This window comes from candidate division WOR-3 bacterium, from assembly GCA_039802005.1.
Classification (GTDB): Bacteria; Hydrothermota; Tepidihabitantia; order SM23-42; family JAOAFX01; genus JAOAFX01.
Genome location: JBDRVV010000005.1, coordinates 79,966 through 101,986, shown reverse-complemented (window position 1 = coordinate 101,986; position 22,021 = coordinate 79,966). Strand labels below are relative to the sequence as shown.

Genomic DNA, 22,021 nt, shown 5'->3' with positions numbered 1-22,021 from the left:
GGTATTTCCAAAAAAGTAATAACAAATTATTGCGATTGAAGGAATAGCAATATTTCATTATTTTCGGGATTTATTTCCAGAGCCTTTTTTAATGCCTTCATCATTGACTGCCGCTCTCTCCTGTTTTGATATATCAATCCTTCAATAAAATGCTGCTGACCCAGTAGATATCGTTCTAATTTCTTTAAGTCTTCAATATCTTCAATAATTTTACCGAGTTCAATTCTGTGTTCAATTAAAGAATTTATATTAATTTCCCAGTTTTCATTACTCAAACTCAAGGGTGTAAAGAATTCTAAGATTGGCTTGTCGTCTGTATTAATCATTGCACCAATGGAAAAATGATTAATTTTTTCTGTATCAAGTAGATAAGAGATAGCAAGAAGATAAGGGTCATTGAGCATTTCATCTTTGACATTTTTGAACGATTCAAATTTTATTTTTTGGGAATGATTTGTCCCTACAAGTATACCGTGAGAATAACCAAGCCAGATTGAAGTATGGGGAAAAACATCAGCAAAGGTTTTTATCAAAGATTTGAATTGCTGTGGACTTAGTTTATGAAATGGTAAGTACTGACAGACTACGCCTTTTTCAGATAAATGCTCTTTGCATAGCATAAAATATTCTTTAGTATAGAGACTTCCGCTACCCAATATGGGATGTGTGGGATCGCAGGAAATGATGTCGTATCTTTTTTTGCTCAAAAGCAAGAAATTCCTTCCATCATTTGGAATAAAATTTACCAGCGGGTTATTGTAAATATAATTATTAAATTTCGCAAAATATTTTGCTGCCTCGCGTAAGCCCGGACATATTTCAACACAGTCAATCTGTTTAATATCATATTTTGCAATAGCTGAAGTCGTTATACCGACTCCAAAACCAATGACCAATACTTCCCGGGCGTCGGGATTGAAAATAAAAGGTAAATTCCCTAACATTTTTACAACCTTTAATGCATCATAGGTTGTGCCAATTACTGCGCTGTTATTTACATAACACGACCTTATACCTGTGGAACGGTCTTCGCTCACAATTACAGTTCCATCCCGTGTTTCTTTATAATATAAAACACGGTCCTGTCTACCTGGTGAGTGATAGATGGAAGGGGGCAAAATAAAGGTATTTCTTATTGAATAGAAGGTGATAATAATTGCACAAACAAAAGTTATAATATTCAACAGTTTCTTTTTTAAATATATTGTAAAAACAAAACCAATCAGCAAATTTATAAAAGCAATAAAAATTAATCCCCTTATAACTCCAAGGTAATGTATCAATAAGAGCCCCGCAAATAAAGAGCCCAATGCACTGCCCAGTGTGTTTGAAAAATAAACATTGCCCAATCTTTTGCCGAGTTGCTGAATTTTCTGACCGTATAAAGTGCAAATCAAGGGAAAACTGATACCCATAAATATGGTGGGTACAAAAACTATAGCCACCGAAAGAATGAGTGCGGGTAAAAACATTCTGAAGGCAGGTATTTCAAGAATATTCTGGAATAAAAAAAGTAATAGCGGTAGTTTATGTAAAAACAGACAACCAATCAGGATGTATAATCCTATCAGCAATTGAATTATGGCAAAGATATTGTAAAAATTTGATTTTTTTGATAACTTCGTAAATATAATACTGCCAATAGAAATTCCGGTTAGAAAAACGATAAGAATTATAGTGAATGTGTAGGTGGAATTGGTAAGAAATATTGATAATGCGCGCATCCAGAAAATTTCACATGCAAGGCTGGAAAAACCTGTAAGTGCAGCAACAGATGGCAGGTATTTCTCTAAATTCTTCATATTTGTCGGTTTGAAGACATGTGGGTCTAATTTATTATCTTTATCCTCTACAAGTATTTTTGAACGCTGTAAAAACAGAAGAATACCAATTGTAAAATTTATTGAAATTGCAATTAATTGAGTAATAGAAAGCCCAAAATTTCTAATAAAAAAGAATCCCGTTAATAATGCACCAATTACACCACCCAGTGTATTCAGTCCGTATAATGTCCCAATTCCGTTTTTGATTTTGTTTTCATCCTGCACATATAGTCTTATGAACACGGGAAATGTTCCGCCCATTAAGAATGTAGGAACGAATAATATTATAAAGGTCATGATAAATATTAGTACTGATGAACCTGGTTGGTTCAGGTGGACATTATTTAAAATACCTTTATACAAAATCGGCAACTTATTTGTGAAAAAAAGTAGCAATAAAGAAGAAAAACCAATTCCCAATTGAAGCTGCAAAAATAATTTATTATAATTCTTAATTCTATCAATATAAGAACCATAATATAATCCACCCAGACCAAGGCCTAACATGAATGCAGTTATCACAATTGTATTTGCTACAGTTGTTGACCCAAATGCGAGTAATAGTAATCTTGCCCAGACTACCTCATATATCAATGCAGAAAAGCCAGAAAAGAAATAGAGAATTAGATATAAATCCATTGAGTGAGTATAATTGAGTTCTTAAGAAAGTCAAGTTTAGCAAATTTTAATCTATTGACCATTAGATATTTTTCAATATACTCAATTGATGGAAGAAAATTATATTAATCAGGGTGACCTGGTTTTGATCTATCTTGATGAAAAAAGACAATTTTTAGTCCAAGCTGTTTCAAAATTGAAATTATCAACCGATTTGGGGGATATTAAAATTGATGAAATTATAAATAAAGAGTTTGGTTATATTGGCAAAACACATCTGGGCAGAAATTATTATTGCCTCAAGCCCGCAACGAGTGATTTAATGTTGAAAATAAAGAGAAGGACAACGATTGTGTATCCAAAAGACCTGGGTTATCTATTATTTGAGACTTCGGTAGGGCCTGGTTCAAGGGTAATAGAAGTCGGAACCGGAAGTGGCGCACTGACATTATTTTTATCAAAAATTGTTGCACCTGATGGTGTTGTCTATTCATATGAGAGGAATGAGGAATTCCTTGAAAATGCAAAAAAGAACTTAGAAAAAATCAAATATAAAGCTAAGATTGAATATTTTCTCAGGGATGTAGCGATAGACGGTTTCATTCAGAAAAATGTTGACGCTGTATTTATTGATGTCCCTGAACCATGGGATGTTGTGCCAAAGGCATTTGATGCATTGAAAGGCGGACATCACTTGGTATCATGGAGCCCAAATATTGAACAGGTAAAAAAGACAGTGGAAATGCTCCAATCAAAAAGTTTTGTAAAAATAAAGGTTTGCGAGATTATTCAGCGGGATATTTTAATCAGGGAAAGGGGTGTTCGTCCAAGAGAAAGGGGGATTACTCATACTGCTTATCTTGTGAGTGCGACCAAGATATCTATTTGAATATCAAAAATTAAATATCATTCCAGATAAATTAAAGGGTCAACAGGTTTTCCTTCTTTTCTTAATTCAAAGTGTAGCATTGGTCCCGATAATGAACCACTTTCTCCTACTCTACCAATTATTCTGCCCGAGGGTACTTCATCACCGACTTTAACAAGAATTTCTGATAAATGCCCATAAAGTGAATAAAATCCATCCTGGTGGTCGATTACAACTAAATCACCATATCCAATAAATTTCCCTGCATATACAACTTTGCCCTGGGCAACTGCATAAACATTTTCTCCATAATTGCTTAAGATATCAATGCCATTGTTTTTTGTCGTTGTGTTATACTTTGGATGGATAACCTTGCCAAATTTTGTACCCACCGAACCTTTACAGGGCCAGGGTAATTTACCTTTGTTTATCTCGAAATAACTCTTCGCACTTGCTTCTTCCTTTTCCTTCTTTTTTTGGAGAGAAACAATTAAGTCTTCAAGTTTACGCTGTGCACTCTTAAGTTCCTTCTCCACTTTTTTCTTCTCATTTTCCTGTTTCGCTATTTCATCAAGGATTTTTCTCTTTTCTTGTCTTTCCTTGTTCAATTGTTCAAGTTCCTGTTCTTTTTCCTGGCGTCTTGTTTCCAATACCGAAATCAGTTGCTCACGCATTTTTTTATCAGCAAGATATTTTGTCCAATCATCTTTAAATTCAAAGAACAATTTTCTGTCATTTTTTGCAAGAATCTGGAGATAATAAGAAGTTGAAAGTATTTCAGGTATTGATTTTGATGAAAATAAAATTTCCAGTTTATAGAAAGGAGTCCATTTATAAAGTCGGATTAATCTTTCCTTTAATTCCTCTTTTTGAAATTTCATCTTTGACTCCAGCCTTGCAATTTCGCGATTCAATTCGGCAATCCTCGTTTTTTCTTCATATTCCTGGGCAGTGAGTTTTTCAATATACTCGGTAGAAAGGTTTATAGCCTCATCTATCTTTTCAATCCTGGAAAGGGCGCCTGATTTTTCTTTCTCAAGTTGTTTTATTTCCTGTCTTACTTCACTCAATTTTTTCTTAAGGTCATCAAGTTCTTTCTGCTTTTGATTTATTTGTAAAAATAAACACAAAAATATCAAAACGAATTTCATTTTAAGAACCTTCTCAATGCAATACTTGAACCTATTATACCAAATATCATACCGAATAATACAGTTCCCAGAAAGAATAAGGTTTTGGGGAAAAACGGAATATTGAAAAATGATGATGCAATCCGCACGGTTATTATAAGAAGAATATAAGCAATGATACCACCCAAAACACCCTGGATTAGTCCCTGAAAAACAAATGGAATCGTGATAAATGTATCAGTTGCGCCAACAAGTTTCATTATCTCAATTTCTGTAGCATGGGCAAAGATTGTTAGTTTAATGGTCTGGAATATGACAAATATAACGGAAAGGGTAATTATGATTAATAAGCCAATATCAAAAAATAACATAATATTAGTTATCTTTTTGAGTTGTTCAACAAGTTCTCCACCGTATATTGTATCCTTTACTCCTTTAAGCAATAAAACCTTCTTAGTGATTTCTTCCAACCCTTTTGTATTACGATATTGCGGCTCAAGTTTTATTCTTATAGATGCAGGTAATGGATTGTCTTCAAATACACGGATTATTTCTTTTGTTTCAGAAACTTCTTCCTGGAGTTGTTTTAATGCAGTTTCAGCCGATACATAGACGACTTCCTGAACACCGGTTATCTTCTGTATGCTATTTTTTAACCACTGGATATCTGCTCGTTCTTCAAGAAATGCGATGATTTCAATCTTCTCATCAAGAAGGTTTGCCATTTTATAAAGATTGACCGTGACCAATCCAAAAATTGATAATAAATAAAAGGATATCGCAGCAACGAGTAAGGATAGAATGAATAGAGAACGGCTCCTGACTATTGTTCTAAACCCTTCTCTTATCCCAATGCGTAATGCCATATTAATCCTTTCTCATTTATCTGAAATAATTTTACCATTTTCCAGATGGATGATGCGTTTTTTTGCCTTGCGCACGAGTAACTGATTATGGGTTGCCATCAGAATTGTTGTACCCTTATAGTTAATATCCATTAAAATTTCAAGGACCTCCTGGGAACTTTTTAAATCCAGATTTCCAGTTGGTTCATCAGCAAGCAGGATGTATGGGTCGCGCACCAATGCCCGGGCAATTGCAATCTTTTGTTGCTCACCGCCAGAAAGTTGGTATGGATAATTAAATTTCTTGTGGCTTAATTTTACATAGGTTAAAATATCAAAAACTTTTTTCTTTAGATCCCTGGGAGGAATATCAGTGACTTCAAGTGCAAATGCGACATTCTCTTCAACCGTTCGGTCCTGAAGAAGTTTAAAATCCTGAAAAATAACGCCAATCTTGCGACGGAATTCGGGCAGTTTATTATGTTTTAGGAAATGAAGATTGTAATCAAGAACCTTGATTGTTCCTTTTGTAGGCTCTTCGTCTTTGTATATGAGTTTAAGAATTGTACTTTTGCCCGCACCGGTTGGACCAGTGATAAAAACGAATTCTCCTTTTTGAATATCAAAAGAAATGCTATCAAGTGCGACCCAATCCTTCTGAAAAATTTTTGTTACTTTATCAAAGACAATCATAGACTGTTTATAACTGCCGCAAGATAACCCGCACCAAAACCATTGTCAATATTCACCACTGCCACACCCGGGGCACAGCAATTCAACATCGTCAACAAGGGCGCAACACCATTGAAATTCGCACCATATCCAATGCTTGTGGGAACGGCAATTACAGGTGCTGAGAATAATCCACCTACGACTGACGGAAGAACACCATCCATTCCTGCAACGACGACAAGAACCCTTGCTTTTTTTATCTGTTTTTTGAAATTTAATAGTCTGTGTAATCCTGCAACACCAACATCATATATTCTTTTGACATTACTACCCATAATCTCGGCAGTGACTGCCGATTCTTCAGCCACGGGGATATCCCCGGTTCCTGCCGATATTACAACTACCAGTCCGGATTTCTTCTTTGGTTTACCAATATAATACAATCTGGCTTCAGGATAATATCTTCCTGACTTAAATTTACTGGCAAGCAACCTGGCAACCGATGGATTAACCCTTGTTAAAAGAACCTTTTTATTTACTCTGAGTATCTGCCCTGCACATTTTAATATCTGCTCTTCAGACTTACCCTGACATAACACAACTTCAGGAAATCCCTTTCTAATCTCACGGTGCAGGTCTAATTTTGCGAACCCTATATCACTTATTGTTTTTATCAATCGTTTTTTTATATTATCACTCCTAACTAAAATATCTGGGCGGAAAATTTATAGACCTCTGTGTCCTTCATTTTGTAAGCATCTTCAGGAAGTCCTGCCTTGACACAGGTCTGTTCTAAAAATTCTTCAACCGTCCACCCATAATCAGTCGCTACCTGTGGTAAAAGCAAACCGCTATAGTAGCCACGACGAACAAGTAAACCATCCCTGCCAATGACAATATCTTTAAAATCTTTTACCTTTTCCATTGGAGTGAGTACTGAGATCTCAATTTCAATCTCGGAAAGTTCCTTTTCATTAACGGGATTGAATCGCGGGTCATGGAGCGCGGCTGCCTTTGCCATCTCCTGAGTAATTTTATAAAGAGGTTCATCGGCAATGATATGACCGATACAACCCCTTAAATTTCCGTGTTTGGTGATTGTCACAAATACGCCATAAGGCTCTTTAAGCTTTTCAGGAAGTTCTTTGAATTCAGGGGGTTTTTTGCCTTTAACCACAGCCTCAATCGTTTTTCTTGCAATATCCTTTAATATTTTCTTTTCGTCTTCGGTAAATCCAAGGTCAACGCCGACTTTTTCATGTTCTTCTTCTTGTCCTTTGAAAAAAGCCGCTGAAAGATAACCAACAACCTGTGTATAATCACCCGTAACATTACCGCTCGTTCCATAGATTAATACCCTTGATTTGTCGGCACCCAATTTTTTTGAAGCAAGCATTACTGTAATGATTGGACCGCCTCCACAGGCTTCGCAACTATCTGAAGACAGTCTTTTATACAAAAGTTCAGGGTCATATTTTTCTATGGCGTCGATCACAAGATTATCAAGTTTTTCTGCCTTTTCCTGATTATGATAATGAGAAAGATCCGAACTCGCAATCACCAGTACTTTTCTACCTTTTGTCGCATTCACAATTGCATCAGCAAGTATTTTGCAGGTATTATAATCATGAGAGCCCATAACTATTTCAACCAATTTAAATTTTTTTAAAACGACCTGGAGAAAAGGAATCTGTATTTCCACCGAATGTTCTTCAGCATGTGCATTTGGAACATATTTAATAACTTCGGGATTTTGCTTAATAATACTTTCTGCAAGATTTTTATCAAATTCTATTTTGCCTAAAGGTGTTTCCCTGCCCGGCATTTTATCAACAGAAACCCCATAAAACCCATGCCGATGGCTTGGACCTATTACTATTACATCATCAAATTCCTTATTTTCTAATAATTTATAAGAGAATGCCGCAAATGGTCCGGAATACATATAACCCGCATGGGGTGAAACCAGTCCAAAGATTTCACCCGAAACCTTTGCCTTGGCATTTTTCAGATAGGTCTTTATCACCTCTTGTAAATCTTTTTCTCTACCTGGATACCAGGAACCTGCATGGATCGATTCGCGGTATTCTCCACTATTACAAGTTTGTGCCATGAGTATAACTCCTGTTAGAAAAATTTTAGTGATAAATCTAAACATATATTATGTAAAATTTCAATCATCAGGAAGGATTACCCGAGATAAAATGCCTGCGAGTATCGCCTTCATAATATCAAATGGTATAAATGGTAAAACTGCCAGTTTCATTGTTGTTAAAAAGTTTGTTTTGAGCAGAAATGCGAAATTCAAAGCGCCGATAAAATAGATCAATAAAACGCCGAACAGCATTATCAGAATCTGGCTTAAGAGTTTTTTGTGTCTATGGGCAAGTAGTCCAATAAAAATTGCTGCGGGAATAAATCCTAATAAATAACCTATGGTCGGACCGGGATTTAGCCCTGCGCGAAATCCAGCAAACCAGGGAATACCAATCGCCCCAAGAGTTATATAAAAAATCATGCTCAAACCAGCATAAAATCCCCCTAAAAGTACACCGCTCAATAATACTACAAATACCTGCCCGGTTACAGGAACCGGAGTAAAACCAAGCGGAATCCGAATTTGCGCAAAGATCCCGGTAAACAAAGCAAATAGCAAAGAAAGTCCAATTTTTTTAATCAAACTCAATTCTTTTAACCATCTAAAGTATGCGACCATTCCATCATTTAGATAACCAATAGGTTTTGCAATATTCATTAGACCTCCTGAAATATTTTAGTTAAAATACAATAAAAGTCAAGCCCAGGAATTATTTGAAGTTTATCCGTTTATTATCCCGAAGATAATGCCCGTGACGACAAGTATAAAAGGGTCTATTTTCTTTACAAAAAGCAATATGACGAGACATATAATTCCAAATATCCCGTATACGATATTGAACCAATTCATTGGAACGAAGATAATCCCAGTTGATAACAAGATTGCAACGACTGCTGATTTTATACCATTTAAAAACGACTGAACATAGCGATTGTGCTCTATCTTTTTGTATATCTTTATTAAAATTATGAGCATTATAAATGATGGGAGAAATATTCCAATAGTAGAAATTAATGCTCCGAAAATTCCCATTACTTTAAAACCCACAAATGTTGCGGTGATTGCCACCGGTCCGGGTGTTATCTGCCCCAGGGCAAAGCCATCAAGAAACTCCCTTGTTGTAAGCCAGTCCCGGTAGACGCAGACTTCATTCTGAATAAATGGAATTGCGGCATATCCACCACCAAAAATCACTGCGCCAATCTTTAAAAATATGCCAAATAATTCAATTGCCTTTCTGATATCAAATAAAAACATTGGCACGGCGAGAAAAAGTTTAGGTGATTTTATTTGTTCAAGTAATATGCCCAAACCACCCGCTAGGAGCACGGTTAGGACTGGATCAAATTTGAACAGAAAAAGAGTGAAGGCGAAGATAAATACAATAATCCGTTTGAAGTTATTTATTATTAATCTTCCCATATCAATGCCTGCCCAGAGGATTATCGCCGTCATCACGGCACCGATACCTTTGAATATCTGGTTGATTGCTGGAAGTGTGTGAAAAGTAAAATAGAGATAAGAAAGTATGAGCATGATGATAAAAGAGGGAAGGAGTAAAGAAACTCCCGCAACAACCGCGCCTTTGAAACCTGCAAGGCAATACCCGATATATTCGCAATAATTGGGCACAAATGGACCAGGTAATATCTGTCCTATGGCAACTGCAGTCGTTAAGTCATCATCGCATATCAATTTCTTTTTTTTAACACATTCAGACCTTATTAGGGCAAGCATTCCAGGGCCACCGCCAAAACCGATAAGTCCGATCTTGAAGAATGTCTTTGCTATGGTTCTTAAAGAATTCATATATTCATACTACCGGTTCTATAACCTTCTAAATCAAGTGTAACATATTTGTATCCAATTTTTTTGAAAAATCTGATAATTCGTATTCTATTTTTAATCATTTTTGCAAATTCATTATGCATTATTTCAACCCGGGCAATCGGAAAATAATCCCTTACCCGGCATTGAGAAAATTGTAATTTTTTGAGAAATTCTTCTGCTCTCTCAATGCGTTTTAAATTTTTTTTATTTATTTCAATACCATAAGGAATCCGTGAAGCAAGGCAGGCCATTGAAGGTTTATTCCAATTAGGTAATTTAAGCATTCTGGCAAAATAACGGATTTGTTCTTTTGTCAACTTTGCTTCTATCAATGGCGATTTTATACCAAGTTCTCTCACTGCTTTTAAACCGGGTCTAAAGTCATTCAGGTCAGAATAATTGCTTGCTTCAATGACAATAAAGCCATTCCTCTGGGCAATCTTTTTTATCTTTTTAAATAACTCAATTTTGCAGTAAAAGCAGCGATTGATAGGATTCGTTCTAAAATAATCATTTTCAAGTTCGTCTGAATGAATGATTATATGTTTAACCTTTAATCTTTTTGCAATTCTTTTTGCCAGTTTTATTTCATTTTCAAGATGCAGGGGGGATGTGGCAGTTACGGCAATTACATTATTTTTAAAAATATCAATTGCCATTTTCAAAAGGAATGTTGAATCAACACCACCGGAAAATGCAACTACGACTCCAGAGTATTTCTTGAGTATTTTTTTCAACCGTTCTAATTTTTTTAATTTTGGATTAATAATTTTTCTCACCAGTAGATTAAATGGCAATTATTTTGTCAAATAAGGTAAAAATTCTTCACTTACGGGTGGTTTTTTTGACCAGCGCACAATTTCCTGTTCATTTTCAAATATTATTATTGTGGGAATATCTACGACTTCATAAAAAGCGCCTTCTGCCATACCATCAACAGTATCCATATCAATATATTTAATTGGTGCATCAAAGCCCTTTTTTTCTTTAAAATAAGAAAATTTCTCATAGGCATCTTTACAAACCGGACAGGTCTGTCTGCCAAAAATATAAACCTTTTTCATCGGACCTCCTCGATTGGTTATTTTATGCAGAATAAATTTAGAGTCAAGAAAAAAATATTGCTAATCAAAAAATTTTAATTATACTTTGCAATGCACATTGCAGTCTTTATATCGGGTATTGCAGCAGTTATGAGCCAGACAATAATCATTCGCGAAATGCTTGCATTTTTCTCGGGCAATGAATTGATTGCGGGTGTGGTTTTATTCCTATGGCTTTTATTGACCGGGATGGGAAGTTTAATCTACACAAAACTAAATTTTAAAGATAAATCAGGCAGAAATTATGCATATCTTCTCTTTGGACTCTGTTTTTCTCTGATATTTTCTTTTGTTTTTATAAGAATTGCGCCTGCGATATTTTCAATAGCCTTTGGTGAATTGATCGATTTCTCTCGGATAATACTGATTTCATTTATTACGCTATGCCCACCATGTATTATCTTTGGATGCCTGTTTCCTGCCGCATCTGAAATTTTAAAGCCACAAAAGGTATATTTTATTGAAAGTATCGGGTCCTTTTTTGGTGGAATTATTTTATCATTTATTTTAATATCCTTTATTCCCCCCACAGGGATTTTTATTATACTTATCTCATTGCTGTTATTTGCCACATATTTCTATATTCAGAAAAAGCTTTTTTTGTTACTCTCTACACTTCCATTATTTCTTCTTATAAATATAGATTACATTGAGTTTCAATTAAAAAAAATTCAGATGCCAGGTCAGAATCTTATCGGTGTGTTTGAATCAAAATACGGGAATATTGCGGTAACAAAATCCGAAACTCAGATAAATTTTTATTCAAACGGAGTCTTTGATTTTTCTTACCCGGATCTTTATTCTTCTGAAGAGGCGGTTCATTATCCATTGTTAATTCACCCGAAACCCGAAAGGGTCTTGCTTATTGGTGGTGGAATTGGCGGTGGGATAAAAGAGATTCTCAAACACCCATCAATTAAAAAATTAACTTACCTGGAACTTGACCCGAAAATAATTGAAAGCAGCAAAAATTTTGTTGACTTTCAGATTACAGACAGTAGATTAAATATTATTACGGGTGATGGTCGGTATTACATAAAAAATACAGAAGAACTTTTTGATTGTATCATCATTAATCTTTCTGATCCAATAAATGCCCAGTTAAACAGATATTACACCCTGGAGTTTTTTCGGGAATCTAAAAGCAAACTTAACCAAAATGGCATATTCTGTGTTCGGGTTAATTATACACCTGATATTCTTAGCCCTATTTATAGCCAATTTTTGGGCACGATTAAGAATACTCTAAAACAAATTTTTAAAGAGGTTATTATTCTGCCCGTAGCAAAGGCAACATACATTGCAATGGATTATACAATTGAATTTGGGGTAAAAGAAATTTTGAAGAAAAACATCAGGGATAGAAATCTCAACCCAGTTTATGTAAATCAATATTTTTTTAATTACAGTCTTACTGAAGAAAGAATTGAGTATATCAATAAACGTATTGAAAAAGCAACTTTTACTATTAATACTGATTTAAAACCTGTCTGTTATTTTTTCAATGCCGTATTATGGGGTGGTATATCTTCGGAAATTCTTAAAAATTTTTTCATCAAACTTTTCAACATTTCGCCAAAATTATTTTTCTTAATTTTAATTCCAATTCTTTTTCTCTGGCATCGCAGAACGATTATTTATTTGTCAGTATTCACCACGGGTGCCACAGGCATTTCATTTGAGATAATACTTTTGATTCTCTTTCAGGTGTTGTATGGATATGTCTATAACTGGATAGGCATTATCATAAGTTTATTTATGCTTGGACTCGCAGCAGGAACACTGTTTTTTATCTGGATTGAAAAATTATTTATAGTTAAAAATAAGCTCCAGAAGAAAATTCATTTATTATCTGCTATTCAATTTACGATCGCTATTTATTTTTTAATAATTTTGCTCTTTGCAATTACGAAAATGAGTTTTACAAATTATATCATTGCTGTTTTAATATTTGTGGGCGGATTTCTGGGTGGTTTGCATTTCCCTGTGGCATTAGATATCGCTGGCGAAAGTAGTGCAGGAATACTTTATGGCGTTGACCTATTTGGTGCAAGTCTTGGTGCGTTGGTTACCGCAATTATTTTCATTCCGGTACTTGGAATTTTAAATACTTCTTTAATATTTATACTCTGGAATTTAATCGTAAGCCTCGGTTTATTTCAAACCCGTGTTCCAGATTGACAAAGTGTAAAAATCGGATATAATTAATCTGGAATGGTAAAAACATTCCAGGGAGGTTTTATTTATAATGAATGGTCATTCGCAAGAAGAACTGAATAAGTTACTTGAAGAAAGTTATGTCACCCATCAAGAGGGTGACATTATAAAGGCAACCATAATTAAGCGCACCAAAAATGGTGTTCTTGTCAATCTTGGTTTGAAGGCAGAGGGTTTTTTGCCTTATGAGGAATTTTCAAACCCTGATGATGCAGTAGAAGGTAAAGAGGTTTATGTATTTCTTGAAACTTTTGAAAATCGCGAAGGATTTCCCGTAATTTCAAAGAAAAAGGCGGATTTTCAGTTAGCCTGGGATAAAATAAAACACATTTATGAAAATGGAGAAATTGCAGAGGCAACGATCAGGAAGAGAATAAAGGGTGGATATACAATTGATCTGTTGGGTGTGGATGCTTTTTTACCGAGTTCCCAGATTGACTTCAAGCCCCAGACAAATCCTGATGCAATCATTGGACAGAAGATAGGTGTTAAGATTGTGAAAATAAATATGTTAAGAAAGAATATCGTAGTCTCAAGGAAACTTGCTGTTGAAGCAGAACAGGAAGAGGTGAGAAAGAGGATATTTGGCAAGATTAAGGTGGGTGATGTCATTGAAGGAACCGTGCGCAACATTGCTGATTATGGTGCATTCATTGATATTGGTGGAATTGATGCCCTATTACACATTAGCGATATATCCTGGACAAAATTGACCCACCCGGGTGAAGCAGTGAAATTAAATGAAAGATTAAAGGTAAAAGTTCTTTCTTTGGACAAGTCATCAGGAAGAATATCGGTTGGTTTGAAGCAATTAATGCCCCATCCGTGGGAGGCAATTGAGAAAAAATATCCCCCAGGAACAAAGATTAAGGGTAAGATTGTTAACATAGTGGAATATGGTGCATTCATTGAACTTGAAAAAGACATTCAGGGTTTCGTCCATGTTTCTGATATGACCTGGTCAAAAGATATAAAAGACCCCAATGCCTTGGTGAAAGTTGGTGATGTTGTTGATGCAGTTGTGCTCTCTGTTGACCGTGACGAAAGGAGAATCTACCTTGGAATGAAACAGACCCAACCCGATCCTTGGTCGGTTGTGGATGAAAAATATCAGATTGGACAGAAGGTAACCGTTAAAATTACAAATTTGAAAGATTTTGGTGCATTCGTTCGTCTTCCTGATGGTCTTGATGGTTTAATCCATGTCAATGACTTCTTCTGGGATAAGAAAGTGAAGAAGGCGTCGGATTATTTCAAAAAAGGGCAGAAGATTGATGCGGTCATACGCTCTATAGACCGTAAAAATAGAAAGATTTCATTAAGTATAAAACATCTCCAGGAAGACCCATTTGTAAAGTTGATGGAAAAATATCCAGACAATGCAGAAATAACAGGAAAGGTCAGCGATATTCTTCCCAAAGGACTACGTGTTATTCTGGAAGGTAATTTTGAAGAATTCATTCCCACGAAATATTTGGAAAGAAAGGGCAAGAATTTAAAAGATTTATATAAAATTGATGAAGAACTGCAACTTGTTGTTCGAAAATATAATACAAAACTTAGAAGAATAATTTTGGCGGAAAAAGGATTTGGTAAATCTGCGGTGAAGAAAAAAGAAAAAGAAGAAGTCAAACTACCAACGGATAAAATTACGATTGGTGATATAATAGGTGCCAAAACCAAAGATATCATAAAAAAAGAGAAGGAATAGCCTTTATCAGGCAAAGAATTGGCAATTCTATTAAATGTTGGTTGTAAACTAAACCAATACGAAGGTTATTGTCTTGCTGAGAAATATCAAAGAGATGCCAATGTTATAATAGTAAATACTTGTTGTGTTACACATGAGGCAGAAGTAAAATCCCTGAAAAAATTCCGTCAGGCAAAGCGAGACTTTCCGAATAAGAAAATAATTGTCACCGGATGTCTTGTCCAATTAAAACCAGAAATTTTTACTGGTTATGATATTGTTGATAACGAAGAGCGGAACATAATTATTGAAGATATATTTCCGGCACCGAAAAAATCCCGTTATTTCTTAAAGATTGAGGATGGCTGCAATCAACCCTGCACATTTTGTGTGGTTTCTAAAATACGAAAGAAAATTGTTAGTAAACCTGTTGAAATAATCAAAAAAGAAATTGAATGGGCAAAGAGTCTGGGTTTTAATGAAATTGTGCTGGTTGGCGCAAATATTGGACTTTATGGTCTGGATATGGGCACTTCACTTGTTGAACTCTTTAGAGAGTTATCAAAGATGTCAGAGATACCAAGGATAAGGCTATCATCCTTGGAGCCGAATTTCATTAATGATGAACTGATTTCCAGTTTGAAAAACTTACCAGTTTGCAGACATTTCCATATTCCAATACAGAGTGGAGACGATAAGATATTATTCTTAATGGGTCGCAGGTATGATACAAACTATCTAAGAAAAACCCTTGAACTTATTTCAAAAAATTTTTCTGATGTAGGTATTGGTGCAGATCTCATCGTTGGTTTCCCCGAAGAGACAGAAATTGAATTCAAGAACACCTGTGATTTGATTAAAGATTCACCCCTAACTCATCTTCACATATTCACCTATTCGCCAAGGCATATCACAGAGGCTTACAAATTTGGAGATCCAGTAAGTGTGCCAGAAAAGAAAAAAAGATTCTGGGTACTTAAAAAATTGATTGTTGAAAAAAATTATAAATTCCGTCAGGGTCTCATTGATAAAAAAATTGATGTTATCATTGAAAAGAAAAGAGATATGATCAAAGGTTTGACTGACAATTATATAAGAGTGAATATTGACCAGCCCTGTAATGAGAGAGAACTGCGAACAATTAGAATCATAAAGGTTACAGAAACCGAAACCGTTGGCATAATAACGCAATAAATGCATAAATTCTATATTAGAACATTCGGGTGTCAGATGAATAAGAATGATTCGGATGTCATAGAAGAGATACTTACTGAAGAAAATTATGTTCCTACAGAAAATATTGAAGAAGCGGATATAGTTTTAATCAACACCTGTTCGGTGCGTAATCACGCAGAAAAACGCGCGCTCGGATATATCTCAACCTTGAAAAAATGGCGTGAGGAAAAAGGAATTGTTTTGGGCATAGTTGGATGTATGGCAAAAAGGCTTGCGGATGAGATTATCACTAAATATTCATTCGTTGACCTTGTGCTCGGTCCTGATTCATATCGGAAAATTCCTGAATATGTAAAAATTATTGCGAATCAAAAGACAAAGATTATTGAGACCGAAGTTGGGAATGAATTATACACAGGTATTTGCAGAAAATCAAACAAGATTTCTGATTTCGTTTCAATCACCCGTGGCTGTGATAATTATTGTTCTTATTGCATTGTGCCTTTTGTGCGTGGCAGATTGCGGTCAAGACCGGTTGAAGATATTATTAAAGAGGTAAATCACCTTGTTGAATGTGGTGTAAAAGATATAACTCTTCTGGGGCAGAATGTAAACGAATATGATTATAATAGAATAAAATTTCCAGACTTGCTTAAACTTGTTGCTCAAAAGACAGGAATATTTAGGTTGAGATTTTTAACTTCCCATCCCAAGGATTTTAATGAAGAAATAATAAAAGTAATAAAAGAAAATAAAAATATCTGTGAATGGTTTCACCTGCCTTTGCAGTCAGGGAACAATAGAATCTTGAAGTTGATGAACCGAAAATACACAAAAGAAGATTACCTGAGAATAATTGAAAAAATCAGAGAAAATATCCCCGATGCGACAATCACGACGGACATTATAGTTGGTTTTCCTACCGAAACCGAAGAAGAATTCTATGAAACAATTGATTTGATAAAAAAGATTGAGTTTGATGATGCATATATGTATCGTTATTCTGTCCGTCCGTATACAAAGGCGAGTGAGTATGAATCCCTGCCTGAAGAAGTAATAAAAGGCAGATTAAAAACTCTCATTGATATTCAGAATCAAATAATCATTAAGAAAACAGAACAGATGATTGGCAAAATCTATGAGGTTCTATTTGAAGAGCCAGCAACAAATGGCACACGTGGAAAGACAAGGGGAAACAAGGATGTGATTATAGAAAAAACAATTGAACCAGGCACTGTCCACAATGTCTTGATAACCAGAATCAAGGGGAGAACACCGATAGGAGCAATAGTAGAAAATACCGAAAAGATTATAAAAACTAAAATTTCATGAAAACAAAATGTGGAGAGGATTCATCAATTACACCTATTGACTTTTTACTACATCTTGCTAAAATATATCAATGTACAGACTTACATATCTTTTTCTAATATTATGCATAAGTGTCTGTTTTGCTGATTTACAACAAAAAATAGATTCATTAAAGCAAGAATTAGAAAAGAATCCTGATAATTACAAGTTGCACTTTGATCTAGGTATATGTTATAATTCTATTAATGACTATAAAAATGCCATTGAGGCGTTTCAAAATGCCATAAGATTAAAACCAGATTATGCTTTAGCCGACTATAAACTTGCATTAGTTTATTATGAAATGGATAGTTTAATTGCGGCTGAACAATTACTTAGAAAAATAAAAACGAAATTTTCTGACAAACCCGTAGTAAGTTGGCTGTTGGGTAAAATTTATCTACATCTCGAGGACTATGAGAAAGCAATTGCCTTTTTTAAAGAACATACTAGGCAACAGAAAATTCCTGAATACGAAGTTTTAGCCATGCCTTATAGCCTAGCGGGTCAATATTCTGAAGCAATAAAATATTATCAAAAAAGTTTAAAATACCATACCTATAATTATGATTTAGATTTTATTTTAAGTATGTTGCACTATAAGACGGGTGATACAATCTCGGGCGAGAAATGGTTTAAAAAGGCAAAAGAAGATTTGAGTCGTTCGTATAGATACTACGGTTATCAAATTAAACCAGAAGTAATTTTAAGTTATGAATCTGTATGGCAATTCAGAATAGGAAATTTCGATAGAGCAATTGTAGCAGTTGAAACTCTAATAACGAAGGAATGGGATGATGGAATAGATTTATACAATCTTGGGATATACAAAATCTTAAAAGGTGATACTACCGGATTATTGACCATTAAACACGCCTGTACCCGTGATACCACTGGTTTTGTTGAGATTATGTATAATGTTTTAGAAAAAGTCAGAAGGGGTGATTATACAGAGGCGGAAAGGCTCTTATTTCGGAAGAATTTGTATTTAAGCCGTTCTGGTATTGCAAATGGCCTTCATGCTTTTGTACTTGAGAAACAGGGAAAATCATCTTCAGCAATGAAATATTGGTTAAATTGCTTTGGTAAATTGCCGCTCGGGGTTGATATAGAATCTATGCGTAAGTTTATAGAAATTTTTGTGGACAAATTGGAAGCAACGCAGCCAATGAGAAGTCAAGAATGAATTTGGTTCTTCCGTATTGCGCAACACAAATTAGTTTTCCTACTGTCTTTGAGAAATAAAGATAGTCATTTTATCACAAATTTTTTAATCTGATTTATATTTTTATTATCCGTTGAGGGGTCACAATGTAATCTACTTTTGTATCATATTTATTGTGTGGGACTCTATCAACAATCTGTAATTCATGGAGCGTAGTTGCTACAGTGATTTTGCCAAACTTCTCAAGGTGCATTGAAATCTCCCTATCTCCATAACCGCCACCCTTACCTAATCTCCAGCCCTCTTTATCAACCGCAACACACCCGGTGATGATCAAATCGGGTTTTATGAGTTCTTTTATTTTTATTCCATACTTGAATGCACCGGCAATCGTAGATGCCTCAGATTCATTGCCTTTGACTCTCTGGGGTTCAATCTTCAAGAAACCTTCTTTAAGTTTTGGGGTTGCCATTATCAGGGTCTTTCCCTGTTTAAGGCACAATTCCCTCACCGGCTTCTGGGCATAGTCAGGATTGGCAAAGATCATTTTTGCATCTTTCCATTCCTGTAGTGTTGTAAGCAATATCGCTGCCTTTTCCGAACCTTCAAAATTAGGAATTCGGTCTTTCAATGGCAGCGGGAACCGCGCAATCCCTTTTTCTTCCAGCAACTTCCATATCTCTTCCCGCAATCTTTGTTTTTCTTGTTCCATATTCAATTTTAATCACCAAAAGTGTCCTGTCAATTTATTAAACGCTAATCCTTATCCATCCGCTATTTTCATATCCGCTTTTCGCAGCCTCCCTGTTTCAAATTTTCCAACTGAAAATTTTTATTTCTTTGTTTCTTAAGAAACAAAGAAATTGACTTGGTCGCGAATTTATATATAATAATTTAATCAAGGAGTTGAAATGGATTTTTTATTGAGATTATTAAAGGCATTAGCAAATGAAACAAGGATTGAAATCGTCCAACTACTTATTAGGAACGGACAAATATCACTCAATGAAATAGCAACAGAAATAAATAGACCTTATAAGACCGTGGCAGGTCATCTCAAAACTCTTGAGAAAGCAGGACTTTTAAAATCCCAGCGATTTAAAGGTGAAACGCTTTATTCTCTTAATAATTCGGTCAACCTTGAATACAACCGGCTATTGATTGGACTCATTAAGAAAAGAATGCAACAAAAATAACTTTCTTTGTTTCTTAAGAAACAAAGAAAGTATTGTAGTAGTAGATTGAAATTTGCTTTATGCAAAGTTAGAGAATCTGTGTTGCCATAAAAATTTTGCAGTAGCCGCACCCTTTAGGGTGCGAAAAACCTTTAGATTTCGACATACTTATCCGCAGGCTGAAGCCTGCGCCTACAATTTTTATGGATTACGACACAGCCTTTGAATGTTCGCTCTACATTATGATATTATGAAAAGGAGGAGAAAGCGGAAAGGATCCAGCATCTCCACATCTTGACTTTTCTGATATTTTCAGTATTCTATATAAGTGATTGAGGTTAAAGAATGGCGAGTGGAAAGGGAGCGGATGGTCAAAGAGCAAATCATTGGAAGAGGTGTCAAGGATGAACGGGTTATTGATGCAATGCTCCGTGTTCCCCGCCATTTATTTGTTGATAAAACTTATTACCATCAGGCTTATAATGACTATCCGTTGCCGATTGGTAACGGCCAGACAATAAGTCAGCCTTATATGGTCGCGGTGATGACAGAGTTGCTGGAATTGAAAGGGAATGAATCGGTATTGGAAATTGGAACAGGTTCGGGCTATCAGACCGCGATACTTGCTCTTCTGTGTAATCGGGTCTTTACAATTGAAAGAATTTCTGAATTGAGTTTTCGGGCACGAAAAATTCTTAATGAACTTGGATTTAATAACATAAATTTTTTGGTCGGAGATGGTAGCGTGGGCTGGCCTGATTATGCACCTTACGATGGAATCATAGTTACTGCGGGTGCTCCAGAGACACCGAGGGCATTGATTGACCAGTTAGCAGACAAAGGAAGATTGGTCATTCCAATCGGTGGTGAATATCTTCAGACCTTGAATGTTATAAAAAAACATAAAGGCGTAATAACAAGAAAGGAACTTTTTGAATGCACCTTCGTGCCGCTTGTGGGCAAGGAAGGCTGGGAAGATAAATAAAAAAAGTTTAATGGGTTTAACTGTTTTTTGCAATTTAGGTATTTTGGACTTTTAGGCATTTATTTAATCGGGGTGTGGCGCAGTGGTTTAGCGCGCATGGTTCGGGACCATGAGGTCGTGGGTTCAAATCCCACCGCCCCGATGTTAAGGAATTCTCACCTTTATCCCCTCCTTTTTGAAGGGAGAGGACAGGAGAGGGGATAATTGAAGTTACGAAACAGATAGCCACCTGTCTGCATAAGCGCAGGGAGGTAAGGACTGTCTCTACGAGAATTAAAAAAGGAATTTTTATGGACAAAAAGATAATTGCAGTAATTGGTGGTGCAGAGACGAGCGAAAAAAATTTAAGGATTGCCGAGGAAGTCGGCGCTTTGATTGCTGAGAATGGAGCGATTTTAATCACGGGCGGCCTTGGTGGGGTAATGGAGGCAGCATCAAGGGGCGCAAAAGAGGCGGGAGGTCTTGTAATTGGAATTCTACCGGGAACCGACAAAAGAACTGCTAATGAATATGTTGATATTCCAATAGTTACAGGAATGAATCAGGCACGGAATATCATCATTGCCCGCACCTGTGATTGTGCAATTGCCATTGATGGGAAATACGGAACACTAACTGAGATTGCTTACTGCCTTATGTTCAATGTGCCGGTGATCGGGATTAATACCTGGAAGATAGATGCCCCGATAATCCATGTAAAAACAGCCAAGCAGGCAGTGGAAAAGGCATTTGAGATAATTGAAGGTTAAGAATGTTTCACGTTAAATGTTGTAAGGCATGGCAGCCGGTATCGTTTTTTGTTTTATGTCTTTGGTTACAAACTTCAAGACTACAACTTATAACGATACGGGCAGCGAAACCGTATAACGAATAACGAGGAAGTTAAATTGCATGCTGAAATAATTGTCCAGGGTGTTGTCCAGGGTGTAGGCTACAGATTTTTTGCTATTCAGAAAGCCCGGGAATATGGCATAACCGGATATGTCCAGAATCTTCCTGATGGGAGTGTTCTTGTTGTTGCCGAAGGGGAGAAGGGGATATTGAATGATTTCATAAACGAACTTAAAATTGGACCAAGGACAGCACATGTAACAAAGGTTGATGTAAAATTTTCCGAAAAGGAAAAAGGATATAAAAATTTCAGTGTCAAATTCTAATAAAAATTTGTGTAATACAATCCCCCTGTTTCCCCCTTTTGTAAAGGGGGAGCCAAGGGGGATTTTCCATTCTTTGTTAATTTATTCTTATTCGGTTTTCGGTCTTTTAATAGGGAGGT

At 35.7% G+C, this 22,021-nt stretch carries 21 protein-coding genes and 1 tRNA gene; 11 read left to right on the top strand and 11 right to left on the bottom strand.

Annotated elements, in window-relative coordinates; all coding sequences use genetic code 11:
• Positions 1–26: 26 nt before the first annotated feature.
• A complete protein-coding gene (locus tag ABIL69_03105; GenBank protein ID MEO0122974.1) occupies positions 27–2,462 on the bottom strand; it encodes a fused MFS/spermidine synthase in 2,436 nt (811 codons plus the stop codon).
• An 88-nt stretch (positions 2,463–2,550) separates the two neighbouring features.
• On the opposite strand from ABIL69_03105, the gene ABIL69_03100 reads away from it, so the two are divergent.
• A complete protein-coding gene (locus tag ABIL69_03100; GenBank protein ID MEO0122973.1) occupies positions 2,551–3,330 on the top strand; it encodes a tRNA (adenine-N1)-methyltransferase in 780 nt (259 codons plus the stop codon).
• A 17-nt stretch (positions 3,331–3,347) separates the two neighbouring features.
• On the opposite strand, the gene ABIL69_03095 is transcribed toward ABIL69_03100, so the two are convergent.
• The 9 genes from ABIL69_03095 to ABIL69_03055 all read right to left on the bottom strand — a co-directional run bounded on the left by ABIL69_03095 (position 3,348) and on the right by ABIL69_03055 (position 10,948).
• Positions 3,348–4,460 (bottom strand): peptidoglycan DD-metalloendopeptidase family protein, encoded by a 1,113-nt coding sequence (locus ABIL69_03095; GenBank protein MEO0122972.1) that lies wholly within the window; start codon positions 4,458–4,460, stop codon positions 3,348–3,350.
• A complete protein-coding gene (locus ABIL69_03090) occupies positions 4,457–5,305 on the bottom strand; it encodes a permease-like cell division protein FtsX (GenBank protein MEO0122971.1) in 849 nt (282 codons plus the stop codon). Before ABIL69_03090 ends, ABIL69_03095 begins: the two co-directional genes overlap by 4 nt.
• A 12-nt stretch (positions 5,306–5,317) precedes the next feature.
• Positions 5,318–5,977: a cell division ATP-binding protein FtsE gene (gene ftsE, locus ABIL69_03085; GenBank protein ID MEO0122970.1), complete on the bottom strand. Its 660-nt coding sequence runs from the start codon at positions 5,975–5,977 to the stop codon at positions 5,318–5,320.
• A complete protein-coding gene (larB, locus tag ABIL69_03080; GenBank protein MEO0122969.1) occupies positions 5,974–6,633 on the bottom strand; it encodes a nickel pincer cofactor biosynthesis protein LarB in 660 nt (219 codons plus the stop codon). Before larB ends, ftsE begins: the two co-directional genes overlap by 4 nt.
• Before the next feature lie 26 nt (positions 6,634–6,659).
• Entirely contained in the window at positions 6,660–8,069 is a 1,410-nt protein-coding gene (amrB, locus tag ABIL69_03075) for an AmmeMemoRadiSam system protein B (protein MEO0122968.1), read from the bottom strand.
• 60 nt (positions 8,070–8,129) lie between these two features.
• Positions 8,130–8,711 carry a biotin transporter BioY gene (locus ABIL69_03070; GenBank protein ID MEO0122967.1) on the bottom strand — a complete coding sequence of 194 codons (582 nt, stop codon included), beginning with the start codon at positions 8,709–8,711 and terminating at the stop codon, positions 8,130–8,132.
• 63 nt (positions 8,712–8,774) lie between these two features.
• The gene (gene chrA / locus ABIL69_03065; protein ID MEO0122966.1) at positions 8,775–9,863 is read right to left on the bottom strand and encodes a chromate efflux transporter; all 1,089 of its coding nucleotides are present in this window, start codon (positions 9,861–9,863) and stop codon (positions 8,775–8,777) included.
• Positions 9,860–10,663 carry an ATP-dependent sacrificial sulfur transferase LarE gene (larE, locus tag ABIL69_03060; GenBank protein ID MEO0122965.1) on the bottom strand — a complete coding sequence of 268 codons (804 nt, stop codon included), beginning with the start codon at positions 10,661–10,663 and terminating at the stop codon, positions 9,860–9,862. Before larE ends, chrA begins: the two co-directional genes overlap by 4 nt.
• An 18-nt stretch (positions 10,664–10,681) precedes the next feature.
• Positions 10,682–10,948 carry a hypothetical protein gene (locus ABIL69_03055; GenBank protein MEO0122964.1) on the bottom strand — a complete coding sequence of 89 codons (267 nt, stop codon included), beginning with the start codon at positions 10,946–10,948 and terminating at the stop codon, positions 10,682–10,684.
• A gap of 90 nt (positions 10,949–11,038) precedes the next feature.
• Here ABIL69_03055 and ABIL69_03050 point away from each other — a divergent pair, with 90 nt between their 5' ends.
• From ABIL69_03050 to ABIL69_03030, 5 genes are all read left to right on the top strand, one after another.
• Positions 11,039–13,168, top strand: coding sequence for a hypothetical protein (locus ABIL69_03050; protein ID MEO0122963.1), 2,130 nt, complete (start codon positions 11,039–11,041; stop codon positions 13,166–13,168).
• Positions 13,169–13,235: 67 nt separating this feature from the next.
• Positions 13,236–14,915 carry a 30S ribosomal protein S1 gene (locus ABIL69_03045; protein ID MEO0122962.1) on the top strand — a complete coding sequence of 560 codons (1,680 nt, stop codon included), beginning with the start codon at positions 13,236–13,238 and terminating at the stop codon, positions 14,913–14,915.
• Between the two features lie 18 nt (positions 14,916–14,933).
• Positions 14,934–16,088 carry a MiaB/RimO family radical SAM methylthiotransferase gene (locus tag ABIL69_03040; protein MEO0122961.1) on the top strand — a complete coding sequence of 385 codons (1,155 nt, stop codon included), beginning with the start codon at positions 14,934–14,936 and terminating at the stop codon, positions 16,086–16,088.
• The gene (miaB, locus tag ABIL69_03035; GenBank protein ID MEO0122960.1) at positions 16,089–17,402 is read left to right on the top strand and encodes a tRNA (N6-isopentenyl adenosine(37)-C2)-methylthiotransferase MiaB; all 1,314 of its coding nucleotides are present in this window, start codon (positions 16,089–16,091) and stop codon (positions 17,400–17,402) included.
• A gap of 70 nt (positions 17,403–17,472) precedes the next feature.
• A complete protein-coding gene (locus ABIL69_03030; protein ID MEO0122959.1) occupies positions 17,473–18,606 on the top strand; it encodes a tetratricopeptide repeat protein in 1,134 nt (377 codons plus the stop codon).
• Between the two features lie 94 nt (positions 18,607–18,700).
• Here ABIL69_03030 and ABIL69_03025 read toward each other — a convergent pair whose 3' ends face one another.
• The gene (locus ABIL69_03025) at positions 18,701–19,297 is read right to left on the bottom strand and encodes a 5-formyltetrahydrofolate cyclo-ligase (GenBank protein ID MEO0122958.1); all 597 of its coding nucleotides are present in this window, start codon (positions 19,295–19,297) and stop codon (positions 18,701–18,703) included.
• A 199-nt stretch (positions 19,298–19,496) separates the two neighbouring features.
• On the opposite strand from ABIL69_03025, the gene ABIL69_03020 reads away from it, so the two are divergent.
• From ABIL69_03020 to ABIL69_03000, 5 genes are all read left to right on the top strand, one after another.
• Positions 19,497–19,781, top strand: coding sequence for a metalloregulator ArsR/SmtB family transcription factor (locus ABIL69_03020; protein MEO0122957.1), 285 nt, complete (start codon positions 19,497–19,499; stop codon positions 19,779–19,781).
• 346 nt (positions 19,782–20,127) lie between these two features.
• Entirely contained in the window at positions 20,128–20,745 is a 618-nt protein-coding gene (locus tag ABIL69_03015) for a protein-L-isoaspartate(D-aspartate) O-methyltransferase (GenBank protein MEO0122956.1), read from the top strand.
• A 68-nt stretch (positions 20,746–20,813) separates the two neighbouring features.
• Positions 20,814–20,887 (top strand) — tRNA-Pro (locus ABIL69_03010).
• A gap of 148 nt (positions 20,888–21,035) precedes the next feature.
• Positions 21,036–21,494 carry a TIGR00725 family protein gene (locus tag ABIL69_03005; GenBank protein ID MEO0122955.1) on the top strand — a complete coding sequence of 153 codons (459 nt, stop codon included), beginning with the start codon at positions 21,036–21,038 and terminating at the stop codon, positions 21,492–21,494.
• 138 nt (positions 21,495–21,632) lie between these two features.
• The gene (locus tag ABIL69_03000; GenBank protein ID MEO0122954.1) at positions 21,633–21,902 is read left to right on the top strand and encodes an acylphosphatase; all 270 of its coding nucleotides are present in this window, start codon (positions 21,633–21,635) and stop codon (positions 21,900–21,902) included.
• Positions 21,903–22,021 lie beyond the last annotated feature (119 nt).